The sequence below is a fragment of the Saccharothrix sp. CB00851 genome (assembly GCF_001905065.1).
In the GTDB taxonomy this organism is placed as follows: domain Bacteria; phylum Actinomycetota; class Actinomycetes; order Mycobacteriales; family Pseudonocardiaceae; genus Actinosynnema.
Genome location: NZ_LWLC01000021.1, coordinates 41776 through 65341, shown reverse-complemented (window position 1 = coordinate 65341; position 23566 = coordinate 41776). Strand labels below are relative to the sequence as shown.

22 protein-coding genes are annotated in these 23566 nt (G+C 71.1%); 12 read left to right on the top strand and 10 right to left on the bottom strand.

Annotation, left to right across the window (positions count from 1 at the left end; all coding sequences use genetic code 11):
• Nucleotides 1–110: 110 nt before the first annotated feature.
• On the top strand, nt 111–2945 hold the full coding sequence (locus A6A25_RS20840) for an AbfB domain-containing protein (protein WP_073892450.1): 2835 nt from the start codon (nt 111–113) through the stop codon (nt 2943–2945).
• Nucleotides 2946–3188: 243 nt separating this feature from the next.
• Here A6A25_RS20840 and A6A25_RS20835 read toward each other — a convergent pair whose 3' ends face one another.
• The 3 genes from A6A25_RS20835 to A6A25_RS20825 are packed head-to-tail and all read right to left on the bottom strand — an operon-like array spanning nt 3189 to nt 7547.
• Nucleotides 3189–4346, bottom strand: a complete 1158-nt coding sequence (locus A6A25_RS20835; RefSeq protein WP_073892448.1) for a M6 family metalloprotease domain-containing protein — start codon at nt 4344–4346, stop codon at nt 3189–3191.
• 17 nt (nt 4347–4363) lie between these two features.
• Nucleotides 4364–5545 (bottom strand): ricin-type beta-trefoil lectin domain protein, encoded by a 1182-nt coding sequence (locus A6A25_RS20830; RefSeq protein WP_073892447.1) that lies wholly within the window; start codon nt 5543–5545, stop codon nt 4364–4366.
• 1 nt (nt 5546) lies between these two features.
• The gene (locus A6A25_RS20825; protein ID WP_083668514.1) at nt 5547–7547 is read right to left on the bottom strand and encodes an AbfB domain-containing protein; all 2001 of its coding nucleotides are present in this window, start codon (nt 7545–7547) and stop codon (nt 5547–5549) included.
• A gap of 240 nt (nt 7548–7787) precedes the next feature.
• Between A6A25_RS20825 and A6A25_RS20820 the strand changes: the two genes are divergently transcribed.
• The 3 genes from A6A25_RS20820 (at nt 7788) to A6A25_RS20810 (ending at nt 11804) form a co-directional block, all read left to right on the top strand.
• Entirely contained in the window at nt 7788–8957 is a 1170-nt protein-coding gene (locus A6A25_RS20820) for a GH12 family glycosyl hydrolase domain-containing protein (RefSeq protein ID WP_073892444.1), read from the top strand.
• Complete coding sequence (locus tag A6A25_RS20815; protein ID WP_073892443.1) at nt 8954–11161, top strand: CBM35 domain-containing protein; 2208 nt, start codon at nt 8954–8956, stop codon at nt 11159–11161. Before A6A25_RS20820 ends, A6A25_RS20815 begins: the two co-directional genes overlap by 4 nt.
• A gap of 214 nt (nt 11162–11375) precedes the next feature.
• Nucleotides 11376–11804 (top strand): ATP-binding protein, encoded by a 429-nt coding sequence (locus tag A6A25_RS20810; RefSeq protein WP_073892441.1) that lies wholly within the window; start codon nt 11376–11378, stop codon nt 11802–11804.
• Nucleotides 11805–11849: 45 nt separating this feature from the next.
• Here A6A25_RS20810 and A6A25_RS20805 read toward each other — a convergent pair whose 3' ends face one another.
• On the bottom strand, nt 11850–13133 hold the full coding sequence (locus A6A25_RS20805) for an NAD(P)/FAD-dependent oxidoreductase (protein ID WP_338013221.1): 1284 nt from the start codon (nt 13131–13133) through the stop codon (nt 11850–11852).
• A 315-nt stretch (nt 13134–13448) separates the two neighbouring features.
• On the opposite strand from A6A25_RS20805, the gene A6A25_RS20800 reads away from it, so the two are divergent.
• Nucleotides 13449–14246: a tryptophan-rich sensory protein gene (locus A6A25_RS20800; protein ID WP_073892438.1), complete on the top strand. Its 798-nt coding sequence runs from the start codon at nt 13449–13451 to the stop codon at nt 14244–14246.
• Nucleotides 14247–14301: 55 nt separating this feature from the next.
• On the opposite strand, the gene A6A25_RS20795 is transcribed toward A6A25_RS20800, so the two are convergent.
• Together A6A25_RS20795 and A6A25_RS20790 are read right to left on the bottom strand one after the other, a co-directional pair.
• Nucleotides 14302–15345 carry an NAD-dependent epimerase/dehydratase family protein gene (locus tag A6A25_RS20795; RefSeq protein WP_158073774.1) on the bottom strand — a complete coding sequence of 348 codons (1044 nt, stop codon included), beginning with the start codon at nt 15343–15345 and terminating at the stop codon, nt 14302–14304.
• Nucleotides 15346–15419: 74 nt separating this feature from the next.
• A complete protein-coding gene (locus A6A25_RS20790) occupies nt 15420–16088 on the bottom strand; it encodes a DUF1990 family protein (protein ID WP_143193306.1) in 669 nt (222 codons plus the stop codon).
• A 250-nt stretch (nt 16089–16338) separates the two neighbouring features.
• Between A6A25_RS20790 and A6A25_RS20785 the strand changes: the two genes are divergently transcribed.
• Entirely contained in the window at nt 16339–16782 is a 444-nt protein-coding gene (locus tag A6A25_RS20785; protein WP_073892434.1) for a DUF4383 domain-containing protein, read from the top strand.
• A 121-nt stretch (nt 16783–16903) separates the two neighbouring features.
• Here A6A25_RS20785 and A6A25_RS20780 read toward each other — a convergent pair whose 3' ends face one another.
• On the bottom strand, nt 16904–17494 hold the full coding sequence (locus tag A6A25_RS20780) for a hypothetical protein (protein ID WP_073892432.1): 591 nt from the start codon (nt 17492–17494) through the stop codon (nt 16904–16906).
• A 100-nt stretch (nt 17495–17594) separates the two neighbouring features.
• On the opposite strand from A6A25_RS20780, the gene A6A25_RS20775 reads away from it, so the two are divergent.
• Nucleotides 17595–17924 carry a transcriptional regulator gene (locus tag A6A25_RS20775; protein ID WP_073892430.1) on the top strand — a complete coding sequence of 110 codons (330 nt, stop codon included), beginning with the start codon at nt 17595–17597 and terminating at the stop codon, nt 17922–17924.
• 126 nt (nt 17925–18050) lie between these two features.
• Here A6A25_RS20775 and A6A25_RS20770 read toward each other — a convergent pair whose 3' ends face one another.
• The gene (locus A6A25_RS20770; protein ID WP_073892429.1) at nt 18051–18593 is read right to left on the bottom strand and encodes a C40 family peptidase; all 543 of its coding nucleotides are present in this window, start codon (nt 18591–18593) and stop codon (nt 18051–18053) included.
• Nucleotides 18594–18820: 227 nt separating this feature from the next.
• On the opposite strand from A6A25_RS20770, the gene A6A25_RS46395 reads away from it, so the two are divergent.
• From A6A25_RS46395 to A6A25_RS20755, 3 genes are all read left to right on the top strand, one after another.
• Nucleotides 18821–19228 carry a P1 family peptidase gene (locus A6A25_RS46395; RefSeq protein ID WP_073892427.1) on the top strand — a complete coding sequence of 136 codons (408 nt, stop codon included), beginning with the start codon at nt 18821–18823 and terminating at the stop codon, nt 19226–19228.
• A 7-nt stretch (nt 19229–19235) separates the two neighbouring features.
• Nucleotides 19236–20042, top strand: coding sequence for a P1 family peptidase (locus A6A25_RS46880; protein ID WP_073892426.1), 807 nt, complete (start codon nt 19236–19238; stop codon nt 20040–20042).
• Nucleotides 20043–20161: 119 nt separating this feature from the next.
• Nucleotides 20162–20443 carry a hypothetical protein gene (locus A6A25_RS20755; protein ID WP_143193305.1) on the top strand — a complete coding sequence of 94 codons (282 nt, stop codon included), beginning with the start codon at nt 20162–20164 and terminating at the stop codon, nt 20441–20443.
• A gap of 7 nt (nt 20444–20450) precedes the next feature.
• Here A6A25_RS20755 and A6A25_RS20750 read toward each other — a convergent pair whose 3' ends face one another.
• Nucleotides 20451–20912 (bottom strand): hypothetical protein, encoded by a 462-nt coding sequence (locus A6A25_RS20750; protein ID WP_143193304.1) that lies wholly within the window; start codon nt 20910–20912, stop codon nt 20451–20453.
• A 495-nt stretch (nt 20913–21407) separates the two neighbouring features.
• Here A6A25_RS20750 and A6A25_RS20745 point away from each other — a divergent pair, with 495 nt between their 5' ends.
• Nucleotides 21408–21779, top strand: coding sequence for a hypothetical protein (locus A6A25_RS20745; RefSeq protein ID WP_143193303.1), 372 nt, complete (start codon nt 21408–21410; stop codon nt 21777–21779).
• Entirely contained in the window at nt 21776–22078 is a 303-nt protein-coding gene (locus A6A25_RS20740; protein WP_073892419.1) for a hypothetical protein, read from the top strand. The genes A6A25_RS20745 and A6A25_RS20740 overlap by 4 nt, the downstream gene beginning before the upstream one ends.
• A 585-nt stretch (nt 22079–22663) precedes the next feature.
• On the opposite strand, the gene A6A25_RS20735 is transcribed toward A6A25_RS20740, so the two are convergent.
• Nucleotides 22664–23068, bottom strand: a complete 405-nt coding sequence (locus tag A6A25_RS20735) for an OsmC family protein (RefSeq protein ID WP_073892418.1) — start codon at nt 23066–23068, stop codon at nt 22664–22666.
• Nucleotides 23069–23566: the final 498 nt, after the last annotated feature.

The window sequence follows — 23566 nt, the reverse complement described above, 5'->3', positions numbered from 1 at the left end:
CCGACCCTGCTCGTCCGTGCGGCTACGGCCGTGGAAGCGAACCGCCAGGAGAGCGGTCACGGCCGTAGCTCTTCGTACCGCCCCTGTCGCCCCTGCACCGAAGGAGTCCCATGCGCAGCCTCGTCGCCTCGGCGGCGGCCGTGCTGGCCCTGGCCGCCGGCCTCGCCGTCGTGCCCGTGACCACACCGGCCGCGTCCGCCGCCATCGTGCCCAAGACACCGCCGCTGTCCACGCCGTGGACCAACCAGGTGTCCACCACCAACCCCCTGCCCGAGTACCCGCGCCCGCAGATGACCCGACCCGACTGGCAGTCGCTCAACGGCGAGTGGCAGTTCCTCAACCCCGCCACCGACGGCGCGGGCAACGTCAACCGGTATGCCGCGCCCCCGTTGGGGCAGACCCTGCCCGAGCGCATCCTGGTGCCGTACCCGGTGGAGTCGGCGCTGTCGGGCATCATGCGCAACGACAACCGCGACCTGATGTTCTACCGCCGCACGTTCACCGTCCCGCCGTCGTGGAACGGCCGGCGCGTCCAGCTGCACTTCGGCGCGGTCGACTACGAGGCCACCGTCTGGGTCAACGGCACGCAGGTCACCACGCACAAGGGTGGCTACGACCGCTTCGAGGTCGACATCACCCCGCAGCTCAACGGCGGCACGAACGAGATCGTCGTCCGCGTCTACGACCCGACAGACGGCCGCGGTGAGAAGCAGCCGGTCGGCAAGCAGGTCAACAATCCCAGCGGCATCTTCTACACGCCGTCCTCCGGGATCTGGCAGACCGTGTGGCTCGAACCCACGCCCACGTCCTCGATCTTCTCGGTCGACGTCTACCCGAACCTGGCGAACAACACCGCCCGGGTCCGCGTCTTCACCCGCGGCAACGTCACCGGCCACACCGTGCTCGCCGAGGCGATGACCGGCTCGACCGTGGTGGGCAGCGCGACCGGCGGCTTCACCGAGTTCGCCGTGCCGGTGCCCAACGCCCGGCGCTGGTCGCCCGACGACCCCTACCTCTACAACCTGCGGGTGTCCCTGCGCAACGCCTCCGGCGGCACGGTGGACCAGGTCGTGAACTACTTCGGCATGCGCGAGGTGGGCAAGAAGCTGGTCGACGGGGTCCTGCGGCCCACCCTCAACGGCGAGTTCGTCTTCCACGTCGGCACGCTGGACCAGGGCTTCTGGCCAGACGGGCTCTACACCGCGCCCACCGACGCGGCCCTCGCGTCCGACCTGCAGAAGCACAAGGACCTCGGCTTCAACATGGTGCGCAAGCACATCAAGGTCGAACCGGCGCGCTGGTACTACCACGCCGACCGGCTCGGCCTGCTGGTGTGGCAGGACGTGCCGTCCACACCGGCGTTCGACGCGAACCGCACACCGGCGCAGATCGCCCAGTTCGAGACCGAGGCACGCGAGATCGTCGACGAGCACCGCGCGTTCCCATCGGTGGTCGCTTACGTGCCGTTCAACGAGGGCTGGGGGGAGTGGAACCTCGCCGACACCCGGCGTGTCACCACGGACCTGGAGAACTACGACCCGACCCGGTTGATGAACGCGCACAGCGGCTACAACTGCTGTGTCTCCAAGGGCGACCCCGGCACCGGTGACATGATGGACTGGCACGTCTACACCGGACCGGACGCGCCACGCCCGTCAACGACCCGGTTCTCCGTGCTCGGCGAGTTCGGCGGTGTCGGGCTGCGCACTCCCGGCCACGAGTACAGCCCCAACGGCCAGTTCTTCGCCTACGAGCAGGTGTTCAGCAACGCGCAGCTCAACGACCGCTACACCGGCATGGTCCGCGACGTGAAGCAGCTGATGACCACCAAGGGCGTCTCCGCCTACGTCTACACCGAGATCACCGACCTGGAAGGCGAGTACAACGGCCTGCTCACCTACGACCGGCGCGTGCAGAAGGTCGACACCAACCAGCTGCGCGCCGCGCACACCGACCTGATCAACTCCTCGCGCAACCTCAACGCCCAGTCGCCGATGACCCTCGGACACGTCCGCTCGTTGCGGGTCACCACGCCCGGCTTCACCGACCGGTACCTGCGGCACTCGAACTCCACCGCGCGCACCGACGTCATCACCACCGGGAGCGCCGACGGCGCGCGCCAGGACGCGTCCTACCGGACCGTGGCCGGCCTGGCCGACTCCCGCTGCTACTCGTTCGAGTCGGTCAACCTCCCGGGCCGCTACCTGCGGCACGCCGACAGCCGGGTCCGCCTGGACGGCGACACCGGCGGCTCGTTCCGCGCCGACGCCACCTGGTGCGCCCGCCCCGGCCTGGCGGCCGGCGGCACGTCGTTCGAATCGCTGAACTTCCCCGGCGCCTACCTGCGCCACTACGCCGACAACGCCTACCTGGCACGCAGCGGCGGTCCGAACGCCTGGGACACCGCGACCGGTTTCGCCGCGGACGCCACGTGGGACACGAGCGCTCCGGCGCTGTGGCGCAGCTCGGTGCTGCTGCCCACGAATGTGCGCCGGTCTTTGCAGGTCACCACGTGGGGCCACACCGACCGCTACCTCCGCCACGCCGACAGCCTCGCCTACACGGAGGTCGTCAACGGGGGTAGCAGCGCCCTGCTCAAGGCCGACGCCACCTACACCGTCCGACGCGGCCTGGCCGACTCGTCCTGCTACTCGTTCGAGTCGGTGAACTTCCCCGGCCAGTTCCTCCGCCACGCGGCCAGTCGTGTGCGCAACTCTCAGGACGACGGCTCGGCGTTGTTCCGCGCCGACGCCACGTTCTGCGCCCGACCCGGCGTGGGCGGCACCGGCCTGACGTTCGAGTCGATCAACGCGCCCGGCTCCCACCTGCGCCACTACGAGTCCCAGGTGTTCATCGCCTCGGGCAACGGCGACGGCGGGTTCAACCGGCCGCAAACGCTGACCGCCGACAGCAGCTGGAACCTCGCGTCCCCCTGGGCGCCGTAACCGCTCGGCCCGCCGTGGTGGTTGCACCCGCGACCACCACGGCTTCTTCAGGTCTCGGACAGCACACCGCGCACGAGGGCGGCCCGGCTGACGTGCTGGAGATCGTCCTCGATCAGGTTGCACCTCACCCCGTCCATGCCTGGGTCAGGGGCCGGCCCTCCGTCCGTCGATGCCCCGCCGGGCACGCGTCCGCCCGGCCCGCGATCTTCGCGGGCCGGGCGGGTGGCGCTGTGGGGCGATCGACTACGGGCTCACACCGAACGCGATGGTGATCGTGTAGTTGTCCCCGGACCGGCCGACCACGTTGATCGTGGTGTTGCTCGCCGCGTCGCGGAACCTGCCGCCCACGCCGAACGGCGCATCGTTCAGCTCGTGCCCGCCGCAGCCGCGTGAGTTCGGCCGCGCGTCCTTGACCAGCACCGGGCCGTTGCCGCTCGCCACGGCGGTGTTGACCGAGTAGACCAGCACACCGGTGGCGCACACCGCGGAGTCCAGCCCGGTGCGCGCTCGCGCCTCGGCCACGAGGGCGGTGGTCGCGCTGGTCCGGATCACCACAGCCTTGCGGCCGCCGACCACCGAGACCGGCACGAGCGTGTCGGTGTAGCGACCGGACGCGCTCACGCACCCGATCTGGTCGTACCGCAACCAGTCGAGCTTCCACTTGTGCCACGCCAGCAGGTCGGGGCTCGGTCCGGAGATCAGGCCCATCACGTCCCAGCCGCCGACGAACCGGTGTCCGTCGCCGCCGTAGGCGTACAGGTCGGGCAGGCCCATGGCGTGTCCGGTCTCGTGGTTGAGGACCTTGCTGCCCCAGCCCCACATGTCCTGGCCGAACGTGACCGACTTGCCGATGACCGTGCCGTCCGGCGCGGTGAGCGCGCTCATGAAGGTCGGGGAGAAGGAGATCTCCGACGCGGCCCGGGTGGGCACGACGTAGAGCAGGTTCGTGCCGCTGAACGACGCCGAATGGCCGACCGCGGCCAGTGCGTCGTTGAGGTAGCGGGCGTGCGCCTGCCAGGTGAGGCCACGTCGCCAACCGTAGTCGGTCGAGGGGCGGGGCATCCGGTAGAAGCGGCTCGTGACGGCGTTGACCGAGACGGACAGGTTGCCGTACGAGCTGGTGGCGAACCAGTTCGGGCCGCCGGGCAGCAGTTGGTCGCGCAGGCTCGTGGTGGAGTCGTTGGCGGGTGCGTCCGGGAAGTCGACGAAGATCATCGTGGTGCGCAGGGTGCCGCGCGAGGGTGCGAACCCGCGCGGGGTGGGCACACCTTCGGACAGGTTCACGGTGGTGGGTGCCAGTGCGCACGCGCCGGCGGGCACGTCTGCGTGACCGGTTCCGGCGGGCGTGAGGGTCGTGGCGAGTGCCAGTGCCGCGGCGAGGACGAGTCGGTGGTGTGGCACGGTGGACCTCCGGGATGTCAGAGCGCGACCGTCCAGCGCTGGTCGGGGGTTCCGTTGCAGTCCCAGACCTGGAGCCGGGTGCCATTGCCGCCCTCTCCACCCGGGACATCGAGGCAGCGGCCGGAGTTCGGGTTGAGCAGCGAGCCGTCCGCGCGCCGCACCCACTGCTGGAACACCGACCCGTTGCAGTCGTAGACCCACAGCGGTGTGCCGTTGCCGGTCTGCCCGCCGGGAACGTCCAGGCACCGGCCCATCGACCGGATCGTGCCGTCGGTTTCCACGGCCCACTGCTGGACCGGTGCGGTGTTGCAGTCCCACAGCTGCACGGCGGTGGCGTTGAGCTGTCCACCGGCGGCGACGTCCAGGCAGCGGCCCAGCGCGTTGCGGATGCCGCCGAGGGCGTGCGGGACGGTGGCGCCCGGGGCCAGGCGCAGGGCGCTCTCCCGCCGGTTGCCGCGCGACCAGGCGGGCGAGCCGAGGCCGATCGTGCCGCCGGCGACGGTCCCGTTGAGGTAGTCGCGGTACCAACCGAGCCAGTACGGCAGGTTGCCGGAGTTCTGGTGGTAGCCGTAGGCGGCGGCGCAGTGGACGCCGTCGGTGCGGCTCGGGTCGTCGGCGCACTGCGGCGCGCGACCGGTGCCGAGTTGGCGGAAGTAGAACTGGGCGAGGCCGTGCAGCGCCTCGTGCGTCCAGCCGGCCAGGGCGTCCTGGTTGTAGCCCAGGTCGTCACGGGCGTTGACGCTGCTCCAGCCGGTGTTGTGCGGTCCCGCGCCGCCGAGTGTCCAGTAGGAGTGGTCGCGGAACGCCCCGTACACCAGCACGCCGTCCCACCCGCCGTTGCGCACCCAGCGGGACACGTCACCGCGCACGTCCTCGGGGCGGATGATGCCCTCCGGGCTGGTGCTGGTGAGCGGGTCGGGGGAGACCTGCACGGAGGTCTGGAGGAACACGCTGCCGCCGGTGAGGTCGCGGACCATCCGCGGCCAGGTGGTGAGGAAGGCGTTGCGCGCCGCGTCGACCTGGGCGGTTGAGAGCTGCCCGCTCCAGCCGGGCGCGGTGGACAGCGGTTTGACGATCATCAGGAAGCGCAGGGCGACGGCGGGCCGCGGTGCGGCCGACGCCGGGACGGTCATCGTGGATAGGGCGATCAACACGGCGGACGCGACCGCGGTGGCGCGCCCGAGCAGGGAGGTGGTCACGTCACTCCAGTCCGGGCTCGACGGCCCAGGTCGTGTCTTCGGTGAAGCCCGCCGGGGCGTCGAACGCCTTGCCACCGTTCGGGGACGCGATGTGAACTTCCGACGCGTAGTGCCGCACGAGCCGGTCCGGCACGTTGTGCGCGCGAAGCCGGACCTGCCCGACACCGGCAGGTTCCGCGCAGAACGTGGCATCGGCGCGGAACAGGGCCGAGCCGTCGTCCGCCGCGAGGCGAACCCGGAAGTCGGCGTGCCGCAAGCGGCTGCCCGCGAAGCCGACCGGTTCGAAAGAGAAGCAGGACGCGTCGGCGAGGCCGGGGCGCACCACCATCGTGGCGTCGCGCCGGTCGGGCAGCGGGCTGCCGGCCGCGATCGGCGAGGTGACCGCGAGTCGGTCCCGGTGCCGCAACCGCCGGTCGGTGAAACCGGGCGTGGTGGCCCGCAGCGAGACGACCATGCCCGCCTTCAGCGGCTGGGATAAGGCGGTCGGGGTGAGGCGTTGGGCGGCCGAACCGTTGCAGTCCCACAGGCGCAGTCGCGTGCCGTTCGCGGTCGCGCCGTTCGGCGAGTCCAGGCAGCGGCCGGACAGCGGGTTGACCAGCGTGCCGTCCGGGCGGTGCAGCCACTGCTGCGGTGGCAGGCCGTTGCAGTCCCAGATCTGCAACGGGGTTCCGGCGGCGGTCGCCCCGCCCGGGACGTCCAGGCAGCGGCCGTTGACGGTCAGGGAACCGTCGGGCCGCCACGTCCAGCGCTGCACCGGGGCGCCGTTGCAGGACCACAGCTGTACCGCGTCACCGTTGCGCCCACCACCGGCGGCGGCGTCCACGCAGGTGCCGCCCACCGCGGTCAGCGACGTGGTCTGCTCGACCGCGGGTGGCAGCACGGCGTTCCCGGCGAACGCGCGGCACACCCCGTCCGCGCCCGCGTCGGTGGTCACCTGCGCCAGTCGGTCGCCGTCCAGCGGGACCAGGGTGGGGCTGTAGTTGGGGCAGACCCCGGGTCGTGCGCCCGGCACGCCCACCGGCGCGGGCAGGGTGCTCCACGTGTCCAGCGCGGGGCCCGCGGCGAAGACGACCAGGCCGTTGCCCGCCGCGGTCGAGCCGTTGGCGTTGAGCACCCGCTGCCCGACCAGCAGCACGCGTCCCGACCCGGTCACCGCGAGGGTCGGCGTGGCGACGAGGTAGCGGCCGTCGCGGGTGCGGGCCAGCGGGCCGAGGTCCGTTGGGTCGCCCCACGACCAGCCGTCGGGGGAGGTGCGGTGGCGCACCGCGCAGTCGTACTGCCCGCCGTAGCCGCACACCTCGTACGCCATCAGGTAGGCGCCGCTGGGCAGGCGGCGCACCGAGGCCATCCCCGGTCGGTGCCCGGCGGCGGTGCCGGACACCGTCGTGGTGCGCTGGGTCCACTGGAGGCCGTCGTTGCTGGCCACCCGTGCCAGCACCTGGCTGCGGCCCGGCTGCCCCTCGTCGGCGTAGTGCAACACCAACCGGCCCGAGGCGTCCACGGAGAACTCCGGCTCCCACAGGCCACCGGTGCCGCTCGCGCGCACCGCCGTGGACAGGTGGTTCCACGTGCGGCCCAGGTCGGTGCTGCGCCACACGCGCAACGCCATCCGGCGGTCCGCGCCGTCCTGCCCGGTGCTGCCCGCCCACAGCAGCGTGCCCGGCGGCAGCGAGCCGACCTGGCGCGGCAGCTCGAACAACGTCGTGCAGCACAACCCCGTCCGCGCCTCGGGGTCGGCGACGGCGCCCACCCGGCGGTAGGTGGTGCCGCCGTCGGTGCTCTCGCTGATCGCGCCCACCGGTCCGCCGGGCGGGAAGGCCGTGGTGGTCAGCAGCAGCCGGCCGTTCGCCGCGCCGTTGTGGGCGAGGCGGATCGCCCTGGGGTACATGGCGGCGTCCTGGCTCACCGGCGTGCCGCCCGCCGCCACCGCGACCGGCGCGGCGGACACCAGGGCGGCCAAGACCGCGAGTACGAGGAATAGTGCGGAACGTCGGCGCTTCACCGTTGAACCTCCCGAGTTCGCCCGGTCGCAGGATCAGGACGGCGGGACCGGTGTGTCAATGAGATGTCCGCAGGAGAAAGCGAAAAGTCGACGCACTTTCGGAGAAGTCGGGGCGTAGCAGCGAAAACACCGCGGTTTTCGGCCGAGTTCCTTGCCGATCCCCGCCTCTGGTCCCATCGTGAGCAAGCTGGGAACGCTCCCAGGACACGTTTCTTCTCCGATGACGTGGAAGGAAGACCGATGCGAACCTGGAGAGTGCTCACCGCCGCGGCGGCCGGAGCCGCCCTGGCCCTGACCGGCCTGGTGGTCGCCCCACCGGCCGGAGCGGCCGTGGAGATCTGCGAGCAGTACGGCTCGACGCGACTGGACAGCGGCCGGATCATCGCGCAGAACAACCGGTGGGGCGCCTCGACCGCACAGTGCATCAGCGCCGACGGCACCGGGTTCCGCATCACCCGGTCGGATCACAACAACGCCACGAACGGCGTGCCCGCCGGCTACCCGTCGGTCTACAAGGGTTGCCACTACGGCAACTGCACCACCGGCAGCGGCCTGCCGCTGCGGGTGGCCGACTTCGGCGACCCGCGCGGCACCTACGACATCAGCACGCCGAACTCCGGCGAGTGGAACGCGTCCTTCGACATCTGGTTCGACGCCAACGCCAACCCCGCCGGGCAGAACTACGGCGCCGAGCTGATGATCTGGGCCAACCACCGCGGCCGGCCGCAGCCGATCGGCTCGAAGCGGGCCGCGGTGACGCTGGAAGGGGCGGCCTGGGACGTGTGGATCGGAAACATCGGCTGGAACGTCATCTCCTACGTCCGGCAGCAGCCCACCAACCTCATGGCGAACTTCAGCCTGAAGGCGTTCACCCAGGACGCCGTCAACCGCGGCCAGATCAACCCCGCCTGGTACATGACCAGCGTCCAAGCCGGGTTCGAGCCGTGGATCGGCGGCGCCGGCCTGGCGGTCAACCGGTTCGACTTCACCACCAACGGCAGCGGTGGCGGGAGTGGCGGGCAGAAGATCGTCGGCGTCGGCAGCAACCGGTGCGTCGACCTCGACGGCTGGGGCACCGCCGACGGCACCGCGACGATCCTGTGGGACTGCCACGGCGGCACCAACCAGCGCTGGGAGTGGCGCGGCGAGTCCCTGGTCAACCCGGTCTCCGGCAAGTGCCTCGACGTGCGGGGCAGCGGCACCGCCAACGGCTCGCAGGTGTGGCTGTGGTCGTGCCTGGGCAACGGCGCGCAGCGCTGGGTCCGCGAGGTCAACGGCAACCTGCGCAACCCGCAGTCCGGCAAGTGCCTCGACGCGGTCGAGCGCGGCACCGCCAACGGCACCCGGTTGCAGATCTGGGACTGCGGCAGCGGTGTCCAGCCCCAGCAGCAGTGGCGGTTCGAGGCATGAGGGCGGTCCGCGTGGCGCTCGCGGTGGTGGTCGTGGCCGGTGTGCTCACCCCGGTGACGGCGAACGCGGCGGCGGCGCCGGTGATCGTGGTCGACGCGAACCGGCTCGGCGGGCCGCTGAAGAAGGCGGGGCTGGGTTCGCTGCTCGGCGTCACGTCCCGCACCACGGAGACCCCGGCGCACCTCCTCGCGCAGACCCACCTGACCGTCTCGCAGCACATGACGGCCCGGTGGAACGAAGGCGAGCGCGCCGGAACCGAGGTCGTCGCGCCCAAGGTGCGCGGCACGGACGTGAAGATGATCGCCCGCTTCAACGACCTCATGGGCGGCAACCCCTGGTACCAGTGGCAGGGCACGGCCCACTGGTTCGAGCGGGTGGACGAGGCCACCCGGCGCATCCAGCCCTACCGCGACACGCTGCTGGCGGTCGCGCCGTTCAACGAGGCGGACAACAAGCTGCACGGCCTGGAGCGCGACGTGGCCGTGCCCGGTGGCACGTACGACCAGAAGTTCAACTGGCTGTGGACGCAGACCGTCCGACGCGTCCGTGCCATCGACGCGACCGTGCCGCTGATGGGTCCGAACTGGGAGTTCTACCTGCCCTGGCAGTCCGGGCAGCAGCAGAAGATGCGCGACTTCCTGCGCAACGCCGTCGACACCGGCACCGTCCCGCAGCTCATCGGCTGGCACAACCTCGGCCCCAGCCCCGGCGACGTCCCGGAGGCGTTGACCCGCTACTACCGGCCGTTGGAGAACGAACTGCGAGTCCCCGGACGGCCGCTGCGCGTCGTGGTCGAGGAGTACGGCCCGCAGACCACCGACCCGGCCAACCCCGGCGACTTCGAGGGCGTGCCGGGCTCGGCGATCCGGTACTGGGCGGACCTGGAGCGCTACGACGTCGACCACGGCGCGATGGCGATCTACACCAACCCCGGACTGCTCGGGAACACGCTGCGCCGCGTCGGCGGGGGAGCGCTGCAACCCAACGGCGGGTTCTGGATGATGAAGTGGTACAAGGACATGCGTGGCCGCAAGGCGCACGTCAACCGCTGGGACGACACCGCCAACGGGCGCGGCTACCTGCGCTCGGACGCCATCGCCTCCTGGGACGACGGGCCCCGCACCCTCACCGTCCTCGCGGGTGGTGAAGACGGTCCGGTCGACGTGCGCGTGACCGGCTTGGCCGCGCGCGGCCTCGGCGGACAGGTCCGCGTCCGACTGGACACCACCGTCTGGGACAAGGACCCGAACGAGGCCAACCGGCGCGTCGACGCGGGAGGGGACCCGAAATCGGGCACCTACAACGTGTTCGACAAGACCTTCACCGTGGACGGGAGCGGGAACCTCACCGTGCCCATCCGCAAGATGAAGCGCTACGACGGCTACCGCGTCACGATCTCGCCTGTCGGCGGGCCGGACGCGTATCCGACCAAGTACGAGGCGGAGAACGCGGCCGTCGTCCACGCGGTGCGGCACGGTGGCGGCAACGGCCGGTTGGCCTCCGGTGGCTCGTACATCGGAGGCATCGACCACGCCGACAGCTCGGTCACCTTCCCGGTTGACGTGCCGTCCGCCGGAATCCACACGATGACCGTGCGGTACGCGGCGGGTGTCGGCGCGGCGACCCACGCGGTCACGGTCAACGGCGTCCGGCAGGGCGAGGTGGCCTACCCGGCGACCGGCGGTTGGGCGAACACCGAGACGGACACGGTCACCAAGCGGGTGGTGCTGCGGGCCGGGCGCAACGACATCCGCCTCGGCAAGGGCGCCGGGCACGCGGAGGTCGACTACATCGACGTCCGGCCGGACACCCACCGGTACGAGGCGGAGAACGCGGTGGTCACCTCGGCCCGCCTCGTCCCGTACCGGTCGAACTACCTGCCGGACTACGTCGGCGGCATCGACTCGCCGGTGAGTCAGGTGGAGTTCACCGTGGACGCGCCGGTCGCCGGCACGTACGCCCTCGACATCGGGCACGCCAACGGCTCCACCTCACCCGCCGACCACATCGTGCTCGTCAACGGTGTGCAGCGCGCGGTCGCCGGCTACCCGCCCGGCGGCTCGTGGCTGGACGCCGAGCAGCACGACCGCGCCACCCGCGTCACCACCGCCACCGTGCCCCTGACGACCGGGCTCAACAAGGTGGTGCTGCGCAAGCGCACCGGGTTCGCCGAACTGGACTGGCTCTCGGTCCGGCTGCCCTGACCCGCGGTGGGGAGGGGCACACCCGCCGCCCCTCCCCACCGCCACCTGCTCGACCGGCGGCGTGCACGTCAGCGGACGACTCCGCCGCGTCGGTACCCTGGACCGAGCCATCGCCTGATCGGGGGTGATCAGCCGAAGACGTGTCGAGACCTGCCTGACGGGGTAATTCGCCGGCAGACCCGTTGAGGTGGCAGCGGGGCGGATCGGAGGGGTCGTGGCGCCCGATGTCGGTGAACCAGAACCCCTGCTCTTCGCGGTCTCCGGTGAACACCCCTCGGAACTGGTGGCGGTGCGCCGCTGGGCCGCATCGGCACTGCGCGGCTTGGGCGACGCCCACCTCAGCGACGTGCTGCTCGTGGCCACCGAGCTGGTCGCCAACGTCTACGACCACGCTCCCGGTCCTTCACGGTTGCGGATGCGGCACAGCCCTCAGCCGTGTCGGGTGTGGATCGAGGTCGATGACACGTCGACCGAAATGCCCGAGACGGGCAGGTCACGACTGGGTGAGCACCGCGGCCGCGGACTGACCCTGATCGACGCCATCGCCGAGGACTGGGGCGTGCGCGCCCTTCCCGACGAAGGCAAGACGGTGTGGGCACTGATCGACTGCGACGGCACCCGCTGCGGACAACACAGATCCTGACCACAACCGTCGGACCCTTGAGTACCAAGCTCGGTGGCCCGCTGTTCACCGGGCGCCGTCGGACAGGTCCCGCCGGACGATGTCGGCGGTGCGGCGACCGGACACCAGTGCGCCCTGGATGGAGGCGGTGTCCCGGTGGTCGCCGCACACGTACCGGCCGTCGTCGAACCGCACCGGTTGCCGCATCGACCGGCCCGGCGGCGTCACCGGCAGCGCGTGCGGGATCGCGTACCTGGCCACGAGTTCCCAGCCGCCGGTGTCACGGCCGTACAGCGCGCCCAGCCGCGCGCGGACCAGTGACTCGACGGCCTCGTCGGCAGCCATCACCCGGTCGGGTATCGATGCGGTGATCAACGCCGTGTCCGCGGGTGCGTAGCCCTCGGCCACCGCGCTGATCACCGCCGTGTTGATCAGCAGGTCCGAGTCACCGTCGAGCACCAGCACCGGCTGGTCGTCGGCCGAGGCAGGCGCGGTGAAGTACCACGTGGTGACAGCGTGCCAGGAAGGCTCCGGAACGTCCGGTACCAGCTGGTGCGCGGTCGTGCCGTCGGTGGCGACCACGACCGCCCGTGCCCGGATCGCGGTGCCGTCGGCGAGGTGGACAGCGGTCTTGCGCACTTGTTCGACCGCGCACGCGGTGCGAATGGATCGACTCGGCAGCGAGCGCGCCAGTTGGCGGGGCAGCTCTTGCATCCCGGCGTTGGGCACGGCGCCGCCGCCTTTGAGGAAGCACCGCCAGATGAGGCGGAAAGCCCGGGCCGAGCCTGCCAGGGACGGATCGAGGAACACCCCGGCCAGGAACGGCCTCAGGACGTCCTCGACCGTGCGGTTCGTGATGCCCCACCGGGACAGTTCGGCCCGGATCGACCGGTCGTCGGTCGGCCGCCCGCGCACCGCTACGTCCGGGCTGAGGAGAGCACGTGCCGAGAGCGCGCTCACGGCCGCGACGTCGCGTGGCCGGTGCGCGGCGAACCGGGCCGCGTCGGCTATCCGGCCGGCCACCGTGCCCGTCATCGCGGACGGCCGTCGCCAGGGCGGGACGAGGTGGTATCGCCCGTTCGTGGTGACCGCGACCGCGCCGCGTGCGAAGGGCCGCAGGTCCAGGGCCGCGAGGTCGAAGATGCGCCGTACTTCCGGGTAGGAGGGCAGCAGCACCTGGAACCCCCGGTCCAGTCGGAACCCGTCGACCAGGTCCGTGCGCACCCGACCACCGACTTCGGCGCCGGCTTCGCACACCGTGACTGCCAGGCCGGCACGGTGCAGCCGGCGTGCCGCCGCGAGTCCGGCGAGCCCTGCTCCGACGACCACGACGTCGACGTCCGGTTCCACCACGGCTCCCTTCCCGCCTCGTGACGTATCGGGATCAGTCAACCGCAGCGACCGCGGGGCGGCATGACGGCGGGTGCGGCGTGGCTCGCGCCGAAGTTGCCGGCAGACGGCCGCGCGTCGTCTGGAACGGCTCAACAAGCCGATGGTCCCGATCGGCCGTATCTTCGATCGTGCGGCGAGCCACGTCCAGGTGCGTGCTGCGCGGCGGATCGACTGTGCCGGCAGATCCTGTCGCGACCGCGCCGCCGTCACCGCCATCGCGGGTGGCTGAGGGCACGTCATGGACCACGCCGTACATCGGAGGGAGAGCCAAGCATGCGTCGAGACACCGCTGCTGACCGACTTCGTCCCGATCGGGGGAGTGCCGACCTGTGCCGGTCGGTGGCGGTGCTGGTGGCCGCCGCGGTTCAGACGGCCGCGGGCGTGGTCGGCGGAGCGGGTCTGTGGGGTGAACCCGTGGGGACGGTGGCCAACTCCTATCCGACGTTGCTGCTTCCCGCGGAAGGAGCGTTCACGATCTGGACGTTGATCTATGCGACGTTCGCGGCGTTCGCCGTCCGACAGGCCCTGCCCGCCCAGCGCGCCCGTCGAATCCACCGCTCGACCGGCTGGTGGCTGGCGGCCGCGGGGGTGCTCAACGCCGGGTGGGTCGCTTTGTTCGCGCACCGCGAGATCGTCGCCGCGCAGGTGGTGATCGTCGCGTTGCTGGTGTGCCTGACCGTCGCGGCCACCCGTCTCACTCACCACCCGGCCGCGGACTGGCCCGATCGATTGCTGGTGCACACCCCGATCGCCGCCTACACGGGATGGGTGGCGATAGCGACCGTGGCCGGCGCGGCGACTGCCGGCGCCGCTTCGGACGCGGCCCCGTCCGTGACCGTGGCGGTGATCGCGGTGCTGCTGACCGGCGCAGTGGCCGCCACCGCGGCCCTGCGACTTCCGGCCGTGGTCGGCTACGCCGCCGCGGTGTGCTGGGCGCTGACCTGGATCGTGGTCGGCACCACGGCCGTGCCGGTGCAGGTGGCCGGGACGTTCGCCGTCGTGATGGTGGTGGCGGCTTCGGTGCTGCGCACGTTTCGGGCGGGCGACGTCACCCGCAGCGCATGGGGTTGAGTCCGGCGTCGACCAGAGGTGGGTTCGCTGGGCGTGGATCTGCCGGGGTGAGTCGTCAGGTCAGCGCCCTGGCGCGGTTGTCGTCCCGGAGTCGATTGCGGTCGAGAGCGGCACTGGGGCCTGGCGTGGCTTCCGCCAGCCCTTGGAGCTGCTCGCGGGCGCAGTCGGCGCTGCGAACCCGAGGTGACCAGCCCAGCACCGTGCGGGCCCGGGAGGTGTCCACCAGCGGGGATCGCGTGCCGACGTCGAACCAGCCCGGTGACATGCCGATCGCCCGCAGCCGCCACAGCAGCCCGACGGCGGTGCGCATCGCCATCGCGGGGACGGGGACGACCTGTGCTTTCGCGACGTGGGCGAGGTCGGCCGCGGTGAGGGTGTCCGCGGCGAGGTTGAACGGGCCCGCGGCGCGGCGTCGCAGCATCCGCACGACCGCGTCGCCCACGTCGTCGGCGTGCACCAACTGCACCCGCAGGCGAGCCGGCAGCGGCAGCAGCGGCAGCCTGCCGTCCCGCAGCAGTCGGATCAGCCACAGCGGGACCAGCGGATCGAAGAACAACGCCAGGAAGCTCGCCGAGGCGGCGCCCTGCGCGACCAGCGTCGGCCTGATCACGGCGACGGTCGTGTCCGGGTTCTCCTCGGCGAACCGGCTCACCGCGGCCTCGACCTCCGACTTGCCGAGCCCGTAGACCGAACCCGGGACCCCGGTGGTCGGCCACGACTCGTCCACCGGCTGGTCACCCGCCGGGGCGTACGCGGCGATGGAGGATCCGTGCACGACGTGCGGAACCCCGGCCCGACGCACGGCCTCCAGCACCGCCGCGGTGCCTTTGTGATTCGTGCGGTGCAGGCGCTCGCCCTGCCTGGTCGGCTGGAACATCCACGCCAGGTGCACCACGGCGTCGGCGCCCGCCATCGCCTTGTCGAGCACGTCCCGCGCGCCCTCCTCCCCCAGGTCGCACGAGTACCAGGTGACCTCGTCGAAGGGTGGCCTGTGGTCGGGCGGACGTCGGCAGATGCCCACGACCTGATGGTCCTCCGGGTCACCGGCCAGCGCGCGCAGCACCCCGGATCCGACGTTGCCCGAAGCTCCGGTGATCACGACTTTCACGGCAGCGCCCCGTCCGCTCGGCCATCCCTCGCGGGGTGGACTACCCGGCTCGACCGCCGGCAACCTCACCGGATCGGGTCGGGCAGGCTGAGCGGCCAGTAGCCGGTGCGTTCCACCACGACCGGCGCCACCGCGACGGGTCCGCGCGTGTCGTGGGCCAGCAGTCGCAGCCTCTGCCCGGCACGCCGGTAGAAGCGCAACTGGATGCGCCTGCCGAACAACCGCCACCCGTACCGCATCCACCACGGCGCTCGCGGGTGCAACTGCGAGTAGCCGCGTGCGATGAACTCCACCTCGCCGCCGGCGTGGTGCTTGACGAGTTCGTAGTCGACCCGGCCTCGCTCCAGGTGGCCTTGGAGTGTCTGGTAGCTCCACCCCCACAGCGTCCGGTCCGCGGAGGTCTCGTCGCGCACGTCCGTGATCCGCACACCCATCAGGAACCGCAGTCCGGGCAACCGGGCTTGTAGGACCATGTCGCGGCCCAGGAAGTCCGAGCCGGGCTCGTAGAAGGCCCGGACGATTTCCGGTGGGCTGAACTCGTAGTCGGCGACCAGCACCCGCGCCCGCTGCCACAACCCGCCGACCTCGGGCGGCCCCGCTGCCTCCCGGCCCAGTTCGTGCCGGTGCACGTCGAAAGTCCACCCGTTCGGCTGGACTTCGGCCGGGTCGTAGTTGAGCGTTCGCTCTCGAAGGGAGCGCAGCAGCGAGGCGACCTCGACCCGTCCAGACGGCATCACCGCGACCACTCCTCAGACGTCCGGAACCATGGGTTACCCGTGAGCGCCCGTGCCAACCGACAGTACGGCCGGCTGCCGTGCCGGAAGGCCGGCACGAACGACCGGACACCTGGTGTGGACGCATTGACAGTGGCGGACGGGGTCGGCGACAGCCGGTCGGATGGCTCGAAGGGGTGGATTGATCCACTGTCGCTTCGGGTACTTCCGACCGAACAGGCAGTTCCGAGCCTCTCAGCGGGAGGACGACATGTCCCGGACCGAACGCACCACGCGCACCCCGGTACAGATGGTCGCCATGCTCTTCGGCGTGGTGTTCACCCTCGTCGGCATCGCCGGGTTCATCCCCGGACTGACCACCGACTACGACACGCTGATGTTCGCGGGCCACCACTCAGAGGCCATGCTGCTGGGCCTGTTCCAGGTGTCCATCCTGCACAACGTCGTGCACTTGGCGTTCGGCATCGCTGGGCTCACCTTGGTGCGCACGGTGCGCGGCGCTTACCTCTACCTGGTGGTCGGCGGCGTTATCTACGTCGTGCTCTGGATCTACGGCCTGCTCATCGGCATGGACAGCACCGCCAACTTCGTCCCGCTCAACACCGCCGACAACTGGCTGCACCTGTTCCTGGCCATCGCCATGCTCGGGCTCGGCCTGGCACTGGGCCGACGGTCCCTGCCCGCCCGCACCTGAGTTGATCCCACCCGGTGGACAGGTCCTTGCCGTGCGGGGTGGAGGCTTCGAGGGGCGGGTGCCGGTCACCGATTGATCGGTGAGTGCACTCGGAGCAGTCGTGTCGTCGCTCGGGTGAGGCTCAACGCGGTAGGAGTTGCCGCTCCCGGGTCTGGGTGGTGCGCCACCGCCACCAGGGCGAGATCACGCAGAGCCAGGCGCCCACGACTGCGTCGGTCAACGCCATCGGGGTGGTGAGAAGCGCGGCGGTGACCACGACCGCCACGACACCGGCCGCGAGCACCTGCAAGGTGTTGTCGTTCCACGTGCGTCCCGCCACGACGGCGCCGAGCGCGGCGGCGAGCCACGGGAGGCTGAGCGAGGTGGGGTGGAACGGCTGCACCCAGAGCAGCACGGCGAGCAGTTCGGCCGCGGCGACGTGCCTGGTGGCGTTGCGCCAGTCGAGGCCGATGCCGCGGGTGCGCAGCCAGCGCGCGTAGTGCACCGCGATCGACGGAGGCGCGGCGATGGCGACCAGGATCCACCAGCTGGTGTAGAGCCACAGCGGCGTCCAGGCCAGCGCGGCGGCGCTGACGAGACCCGCGATCCCGTAGAGCCGGACCGGGAAGGCGAAGCTGACGCCGTCGGCGCGTGCCAGGTGGTGCAGCTGGTCGATCTCGGTGATGACGTCGTGCGCGTCGCCCCGGGACCAGCCGCTTGTCATGGTGACCACGCCTCGTCGTCCGGTTCGACCTGCCGCGTGGGTGAGGCTACGCCGGTGGCACGGGGCCGGACTAGAGTCGTCGGCGCAGGCCCTCGGGAAAGGGGGACGGGTGTCCGCGTGGCAACGCCATCCGTCGGTGGAGCTGGACGATGTGGTCCACCAACGGGTGCGCTTGGGCATCCTGGCTGTGCTGCACGCCGCCGAGGCGGCGGAGTTCTCCTACCTCAAGCAGTTGCTGGAGCTGACCGACGGCAACCTCAAGCGGCACTTGGACGTGCTGGTCGAGGCGGGCTACGTCACCAGCGAGCGCACCGGGACCGGGCGTCGTCGCACCACGATCACCATCACCGAGCCGGGGCGTGCGGCGTTCCGCCGGGAGATCGAGAGCCTGCGCAGGTTGGCCGAGCAGCCGCTGCCGCCGACGAACGTGGAGCGCTGACCGCGCCGGCCCGCCCGTCGACGTCGGCGGTCGAGCGCACTGAAGTCGACGGGCGGCGGCGTGCGGGTCGTGGTCTCGCCCCCAGTGCGGAACCGCGACCCGCGGCCGGTGGCGCGGCGTTGGGGCTCAGTAGCCGTTGGGGGTGAGGACGTCGACGTAGATGGGTCGGTAGGAGCCGCCGAGGGTGGTGGTGTCGTAGCGGACGCGGCCGGCGACGGCGTTGGCGTCGATGACGGTGGTGCCGCCGATGTAGATGCCGGTGTGGTCGTAGTCGCCGCCGTAGGGGATGCCGTCGTTGGGGTCGGTGTTCCAGAAGACGAGGTCGCCGGGGCGTGGGTTGGTGGTGCGGCGTCCTTGGTTGATCTGCCCTTGCAGCCAGTAGTTGAGCTGGAGTCCGCGGCCGGTGACGCGGGCGGTGGCGTCCCAGATGACGTTGCGGTTGAAGCACTCGCAGTCCATGGCCTGGCGCGAGCAGGTCCAGCCGGTCGCGTACCGGTACGGCAGGCCCAGGTAGGACTTCGCCGCGTTCACCACGGCGTTGCGCACGGCCGAGGCCTGGGCGGTGAGGTCGGAGTCGGTGGCCGCCGACGCGGGTGTGGCGAGGCCGGCGGCGGTCAGCAGGGCGACGGCCGCACCTACGACGGTGCGGCGGGCGGAGGACGGCTTCATTCGGACTCCCGAGGGGTGGAGGTGCTGCCGGGTCGACTAGCTTTGTGCTGCAAAGTCACGGATGTTTCTAGTGGCTCGGTCCGACTTCGCGCTATGTCGTCGAGGAGGGCGACGGGTGGACGGCACGGTTAACAATTAACTGGCACACCTTGGACATGGTTGCTATCCGGCGAGCGACTGGTGGGCACTCCTTGTGCGAAGTGGGCGTCGGTCGAACACTGGATGTCGTGGTGCGCGCAAGGGGCCTGGGTATCGAGGTCGGCTCCGGTGAGCCCGGCCCGTTGAACGCGATCACCGACGTGCCCGGTGTGCGGGTCGGGCACCGCACCCTGATCAACGGGGACGGGCAGCTCCGGCGGGGCCTCGGTCCGGTGCGCACCGGGGTCACCGTGGTCGTGCCGGCGGACGGTTCGCTCGGGATGCGTCCGGTTTTCGCCGGTCGTCACCGCCTCAACGGCAACGGCGAGCTGACAGTACTGGAGTGGTTGCGCGAGTCCGGCACGTTGACGTCGCCGATCGGGCTCACGAACACCCACGGCGTCGGTGTGGTGCGTGACGCCCTCGTCGCCGCCGAGGTGGCCACGAGGGGGTCGGGCGAGTTGTACTGGTGCCTGCCCGAGTTGAGGGAGACTTGAGGACGGGATGTGCAACGACGTCAGCGGCTTCCACATCCGATCCGAGCACCTGCGCGAGACGCTCGCCGACGCGTCCGGGGGCCCATCGCCGAAGGCTCGGTCGGCTTCGGCGCCGGCATGGTGTGCCACGGCTTGGAGGGAGGGCATCGGCACGGCCTCGCGCGTCATGGACGGGCACACCGTCGGCGTGCTGGTCCAGGCCAATCACGGTCGACAGGAACGCCTCAGCGTCAACGAGATGCCGGCCGGCACGTCATCGGCACCGATGACGTGCCGGTGCCCGCGGTGTCGGAAAGCACCACTCCGGGTGTCGGGCACCGGGTCGATCATCGTGATCGTCGACCGACGCGCTGCTGTTGCTCCACCAGTGCGATTGGCTGGAGCACCGAGCCGCCTTCGGCATCGCGCACCGGCGGTGACGGCGAACCGACCAGTGGCGGCCTGGGTCATCGCCTTCAGCGTCGCCAACCGCCTCGAGACACAGGTATGGCGCCGCCGTGCCGTGGAGTTCCCTCGACCTCGCCGGCGGGGACCAGCGGGTGCTCGCCGCCGTGCCGGCACCGCGTACACGATGCGGACAAGGTGGGTCCGGGTCCTCCACGACTGCGGCTACGCCAGCGTGAACGACGGTGCCACCGTCAGCATCTCCTGCTCGGCCAACGGCACGACCCACACAGCGGTCCCGGAGCGGCCGTTGAGCCTCGGGGCGGGGGTGCTGGTCCCACCGGCAGGCGCGGATGCCGAGCCGCGAGACGGGTTGTTTCTCGCGGAACAGCGCGACGGCCGGTGGCGAGTCGGGTTGGACGGGTGGTAGCACCGGGGTCGACTCCGCAATCGCCCTTCGACCAGGTCGGGTCACGGTTCGAAGTCCGGTGAGGCGGCTTCGGCCCGGCGGGGACGGCAGTACGCACGATGGACGTCGAGCGGTGTGGGATGGCTACGAGGGATGTGGTCGCGGCGCGCACCGGCAACATCGGCAGGCGGCCGGTGCAGTCGGGGCGGGTGCTGGAGGGATCGATCATCGGTCTGCAAGGCGGCACTGCGGAGGTGCGGCGCAAGCTCGGCGTGGTGCGGGGTGCGCGTGGCGGGCGTGCCGGTGTCGACGGTGTGGTTGCAGGACCGGGCAGGGCAGCGCACCACGTTGTCCGGCGAGCGTTCGCCGTGCACGCCCAGCGGCACCTCCGGGTGCGGCTCGCTGCGGCAGGCGGCGGGTGACGGGCGGTCACCGGCTGGGGCGCAGAGCCTGACGGCGCGCGTCGGCGATCATGCCCAGTTGGTCGGCGGTCAGGGACAGGGTGACGCCGTGGTCGATCTCGGTGCCGACCACGGCGACGGTTCCGCACCACCGCTGTGCCGGCGCGCCGAGGGTGGTCAGCACCGCCCACGCGGTCGGGTTGGGTGGATAGCGGTCGACCACGGACGCCGAGGCGGCCTCGGACACATCCACCACCTTCGCCCTCATCCCCGCGTCGAGTCCCACCCCGTTGGCCAGGCGGCGATACGGATCCACCACCGTGGCCACGGCCGTCCACAGGCCCGATTGATAAGGGCCGCCCCACTCGTCGGGCACCGCCTGGCCGTCCGCGGTGCGGCGCAGCAGCTCCCCGTCCGGGGTCAGCAGCACGAACAGCACCTGCCCGGGTCCGGCGGACCAGGACGTCACGGACTCGAACGGTTCGGTCACCAAAAGCCCTTCCTTGGGCGTCGCCCGGTCCCGCGACGTGAGCACGGTGAGTGACAGGGTGCACGGAGCGTCACGATAGCCGTCATTGTCGATCGGGCTCGGTGGGCGCGCCGACGCGCAGGCGAACAGTTCGTGACAACCGGCCCGAACCGTCCCGGCCCACCCGCTCACAGAATCGGACGCCACCCATGTCGAACAACCGCCGACCGGGCGTTCACCAACGGGTGACGAGCCTGTGTCTCCGGCGGCCATTGCGGCGACCGGCGTCCGGTTCCGGACGTGTCACGGTGGCCGGTCGTCCAGTAGCGGGGCGCCGCCTGCCACCGCCGTGCGCATCGTTCCGCGACGACCGCGATCGGCGCTGGACCAGCAGGGCGCCCAAGTGGTGTGGTGCGCTGATCGGGTGGCCGGATTAATACACGACCGTGGGCCAGAGTCGTCCGATCCAGCAGGAGTCGGCGCCGGGCGGTGTGAAGTCCTGGCTCGACGGCGGGCATGGTCGAAGGCCGGAAACGCTCGTCGGTGCCCCGATACGCTGATCTCCGCTGGGTGATGAAGGGATCGCCGGTGACCGATCGTGACACCGCCGTCGGTGTGAGTTTGAGCGTAACGCCCGGCGCGATCGCCCGCACGTTGCGGGCCGAACCCGACGTCGCCGTGATCGTCAAGGTCGCGGCGCGCGCCCTGGTCGTCGCCACCAACCGCGACAGGGTTCCGACACCGGTCGACGTCGCCGACCACACTCGCCACGCCCGCATCGCCGTGCCGGCCGAACTGTTGCGAAGGAGTCGGATCCCGACCGTGCCCATCCCCGTCGAGCTTGGCGAACACCTGGTCGACACCAAGCGCTCCGCATCGTCGCCGTGACCACCGGCGGGCAGCACGACCACGCGCAGCACGCCGCTGAGGATCACACGGCGGTGATCGCCGCCGCCCTGCGCCAGCACTGGCCCGACACCGGCCCAGACGCCGACAGGCAGATCCACGCCGCCGCCCGCGCCCTGGCCCGCCACCACAACCCCTCGCACTCCCGTGCGCGGCAGACCACCACCCTGGCCAACCTGCTGCGCCACTGGTGGCCCAACCACGCCGAACAGGGACTGCACTGGGTCGACATCCGCACGGCGGCGCACCACATCGTCACCGCCCTCACCACACGACTCTAGGCAGGGCCGCACCACACCGGTTCCCGCCGCCTGCCGCCCGGGAAGTGACCTGATCGGGTGGCCGCGCTGCGCTTGGCGCGGACGTGGTGTGCACTGGGACCGGAACACGAAGAGGACACCATGCCGGTTCCGGGTCTGCCGGGGCAGTCCCATAAAGCAGGGACCGGCGAAACGCGGAAGGGTGCGTCCGGCGGCGACGGTGTCGACCCGGCACGGAACGCGGGAACGCGAACCGTCTGGCGCGGACCCGCGCGTCAGACGGTGGCTGGGCCGGCCGCCCGGCCACGGCTCCGAGTCCGTCGCCGTCGGATCACCACCAGCCCGGCCGTCCGCGCCGGCAGATGCCGCTGACGCAGCGGTTCCGCCCGTCGACAGCCAACGCGCTCAGGTCTTCGGTGCCCACGTTGCCCGACGTCCCGGCGATCACACGACCTTCACGACAGGCTCTCCGAACGTGGAGCAACCTAAGTGGCGTCACGCACCGATGAATTGCGGGACGCGACCCGCACGGCCTCAGGTCCGATTCGTGCGCTCTTTCGGGCACACGCCACCGGCGGGTCCGCGCGCGGTCCGTAAGGTAAGCACTCAGCCGACCGACACGTCCCAGCCGCCGGCCAACGGGCAGTGCTGCGCCGCCCGGTCCACCAACTCGCGGCGACGGTCGGGGTCCCGGACGTTGGGCAGTTCCACGACCAGTCGGGCGTCGATGGTGTAGGACTGCGCGCCATGATCGCCCAACCGCACCTGCGCACGCACGACACTGCCGGTCGTGTCCTTCCCCTCGGTCGAGGCCAGCACCACCAGACTCTGGTGCAGGCAGGTGGCCAACGCCGCCGCGTAGAGCCGCTCAGGATCCCAACCATCGCCGCGACCGCCCAACTCGGGCGGCTCGACGATGGCCAGACCGCCGGGTTCGGCTCCCTCCACCTCGACCCTGCGGCTATCGGCCCGCGACACGGCCGACGTGGTGTAGAGCGTTCTCGTGTCCATGTTTCGCTACGCCTCCCTGTCGATCCACCTCCGATCGAATACCCCTCGCACACACCACCAACCGCCGACAGAGCACAGACACGCCGACGGATGACCCGATCAGATCAGACTCGCTGCGGGTCGCCGTAGCGCAGGCTGCAATGAGACCGATTCGGTGACCGTCGCCTCGCCGGGACGGTGGTCCGCAGAACGAGTCGACCAGCACGGCGTCGGATGTGGTCCACCTGGAGCAAGCCGCGCACCGGGCCTCGGTGCGCTGGCCCGCGGATCACCACGCCTGCCAGGCGTGCTTCATCGCTTGCGTCAATCGAGTGGAACTCAGACCACCGTCCACATTGGGGACCGAAGGAGAGTCGACAGCGAATACTTGGCTTCGTCAGTCTCAATGACCAGTGCTCTTGATGGTGTGCCGGGCTCGCGGACCCACAGCACGCCGGCGACCGGATCGTCCGTAGTCGGGCGAACCTGTAGGGCGGAGCCGGGGGTTGCAGAAGTGTG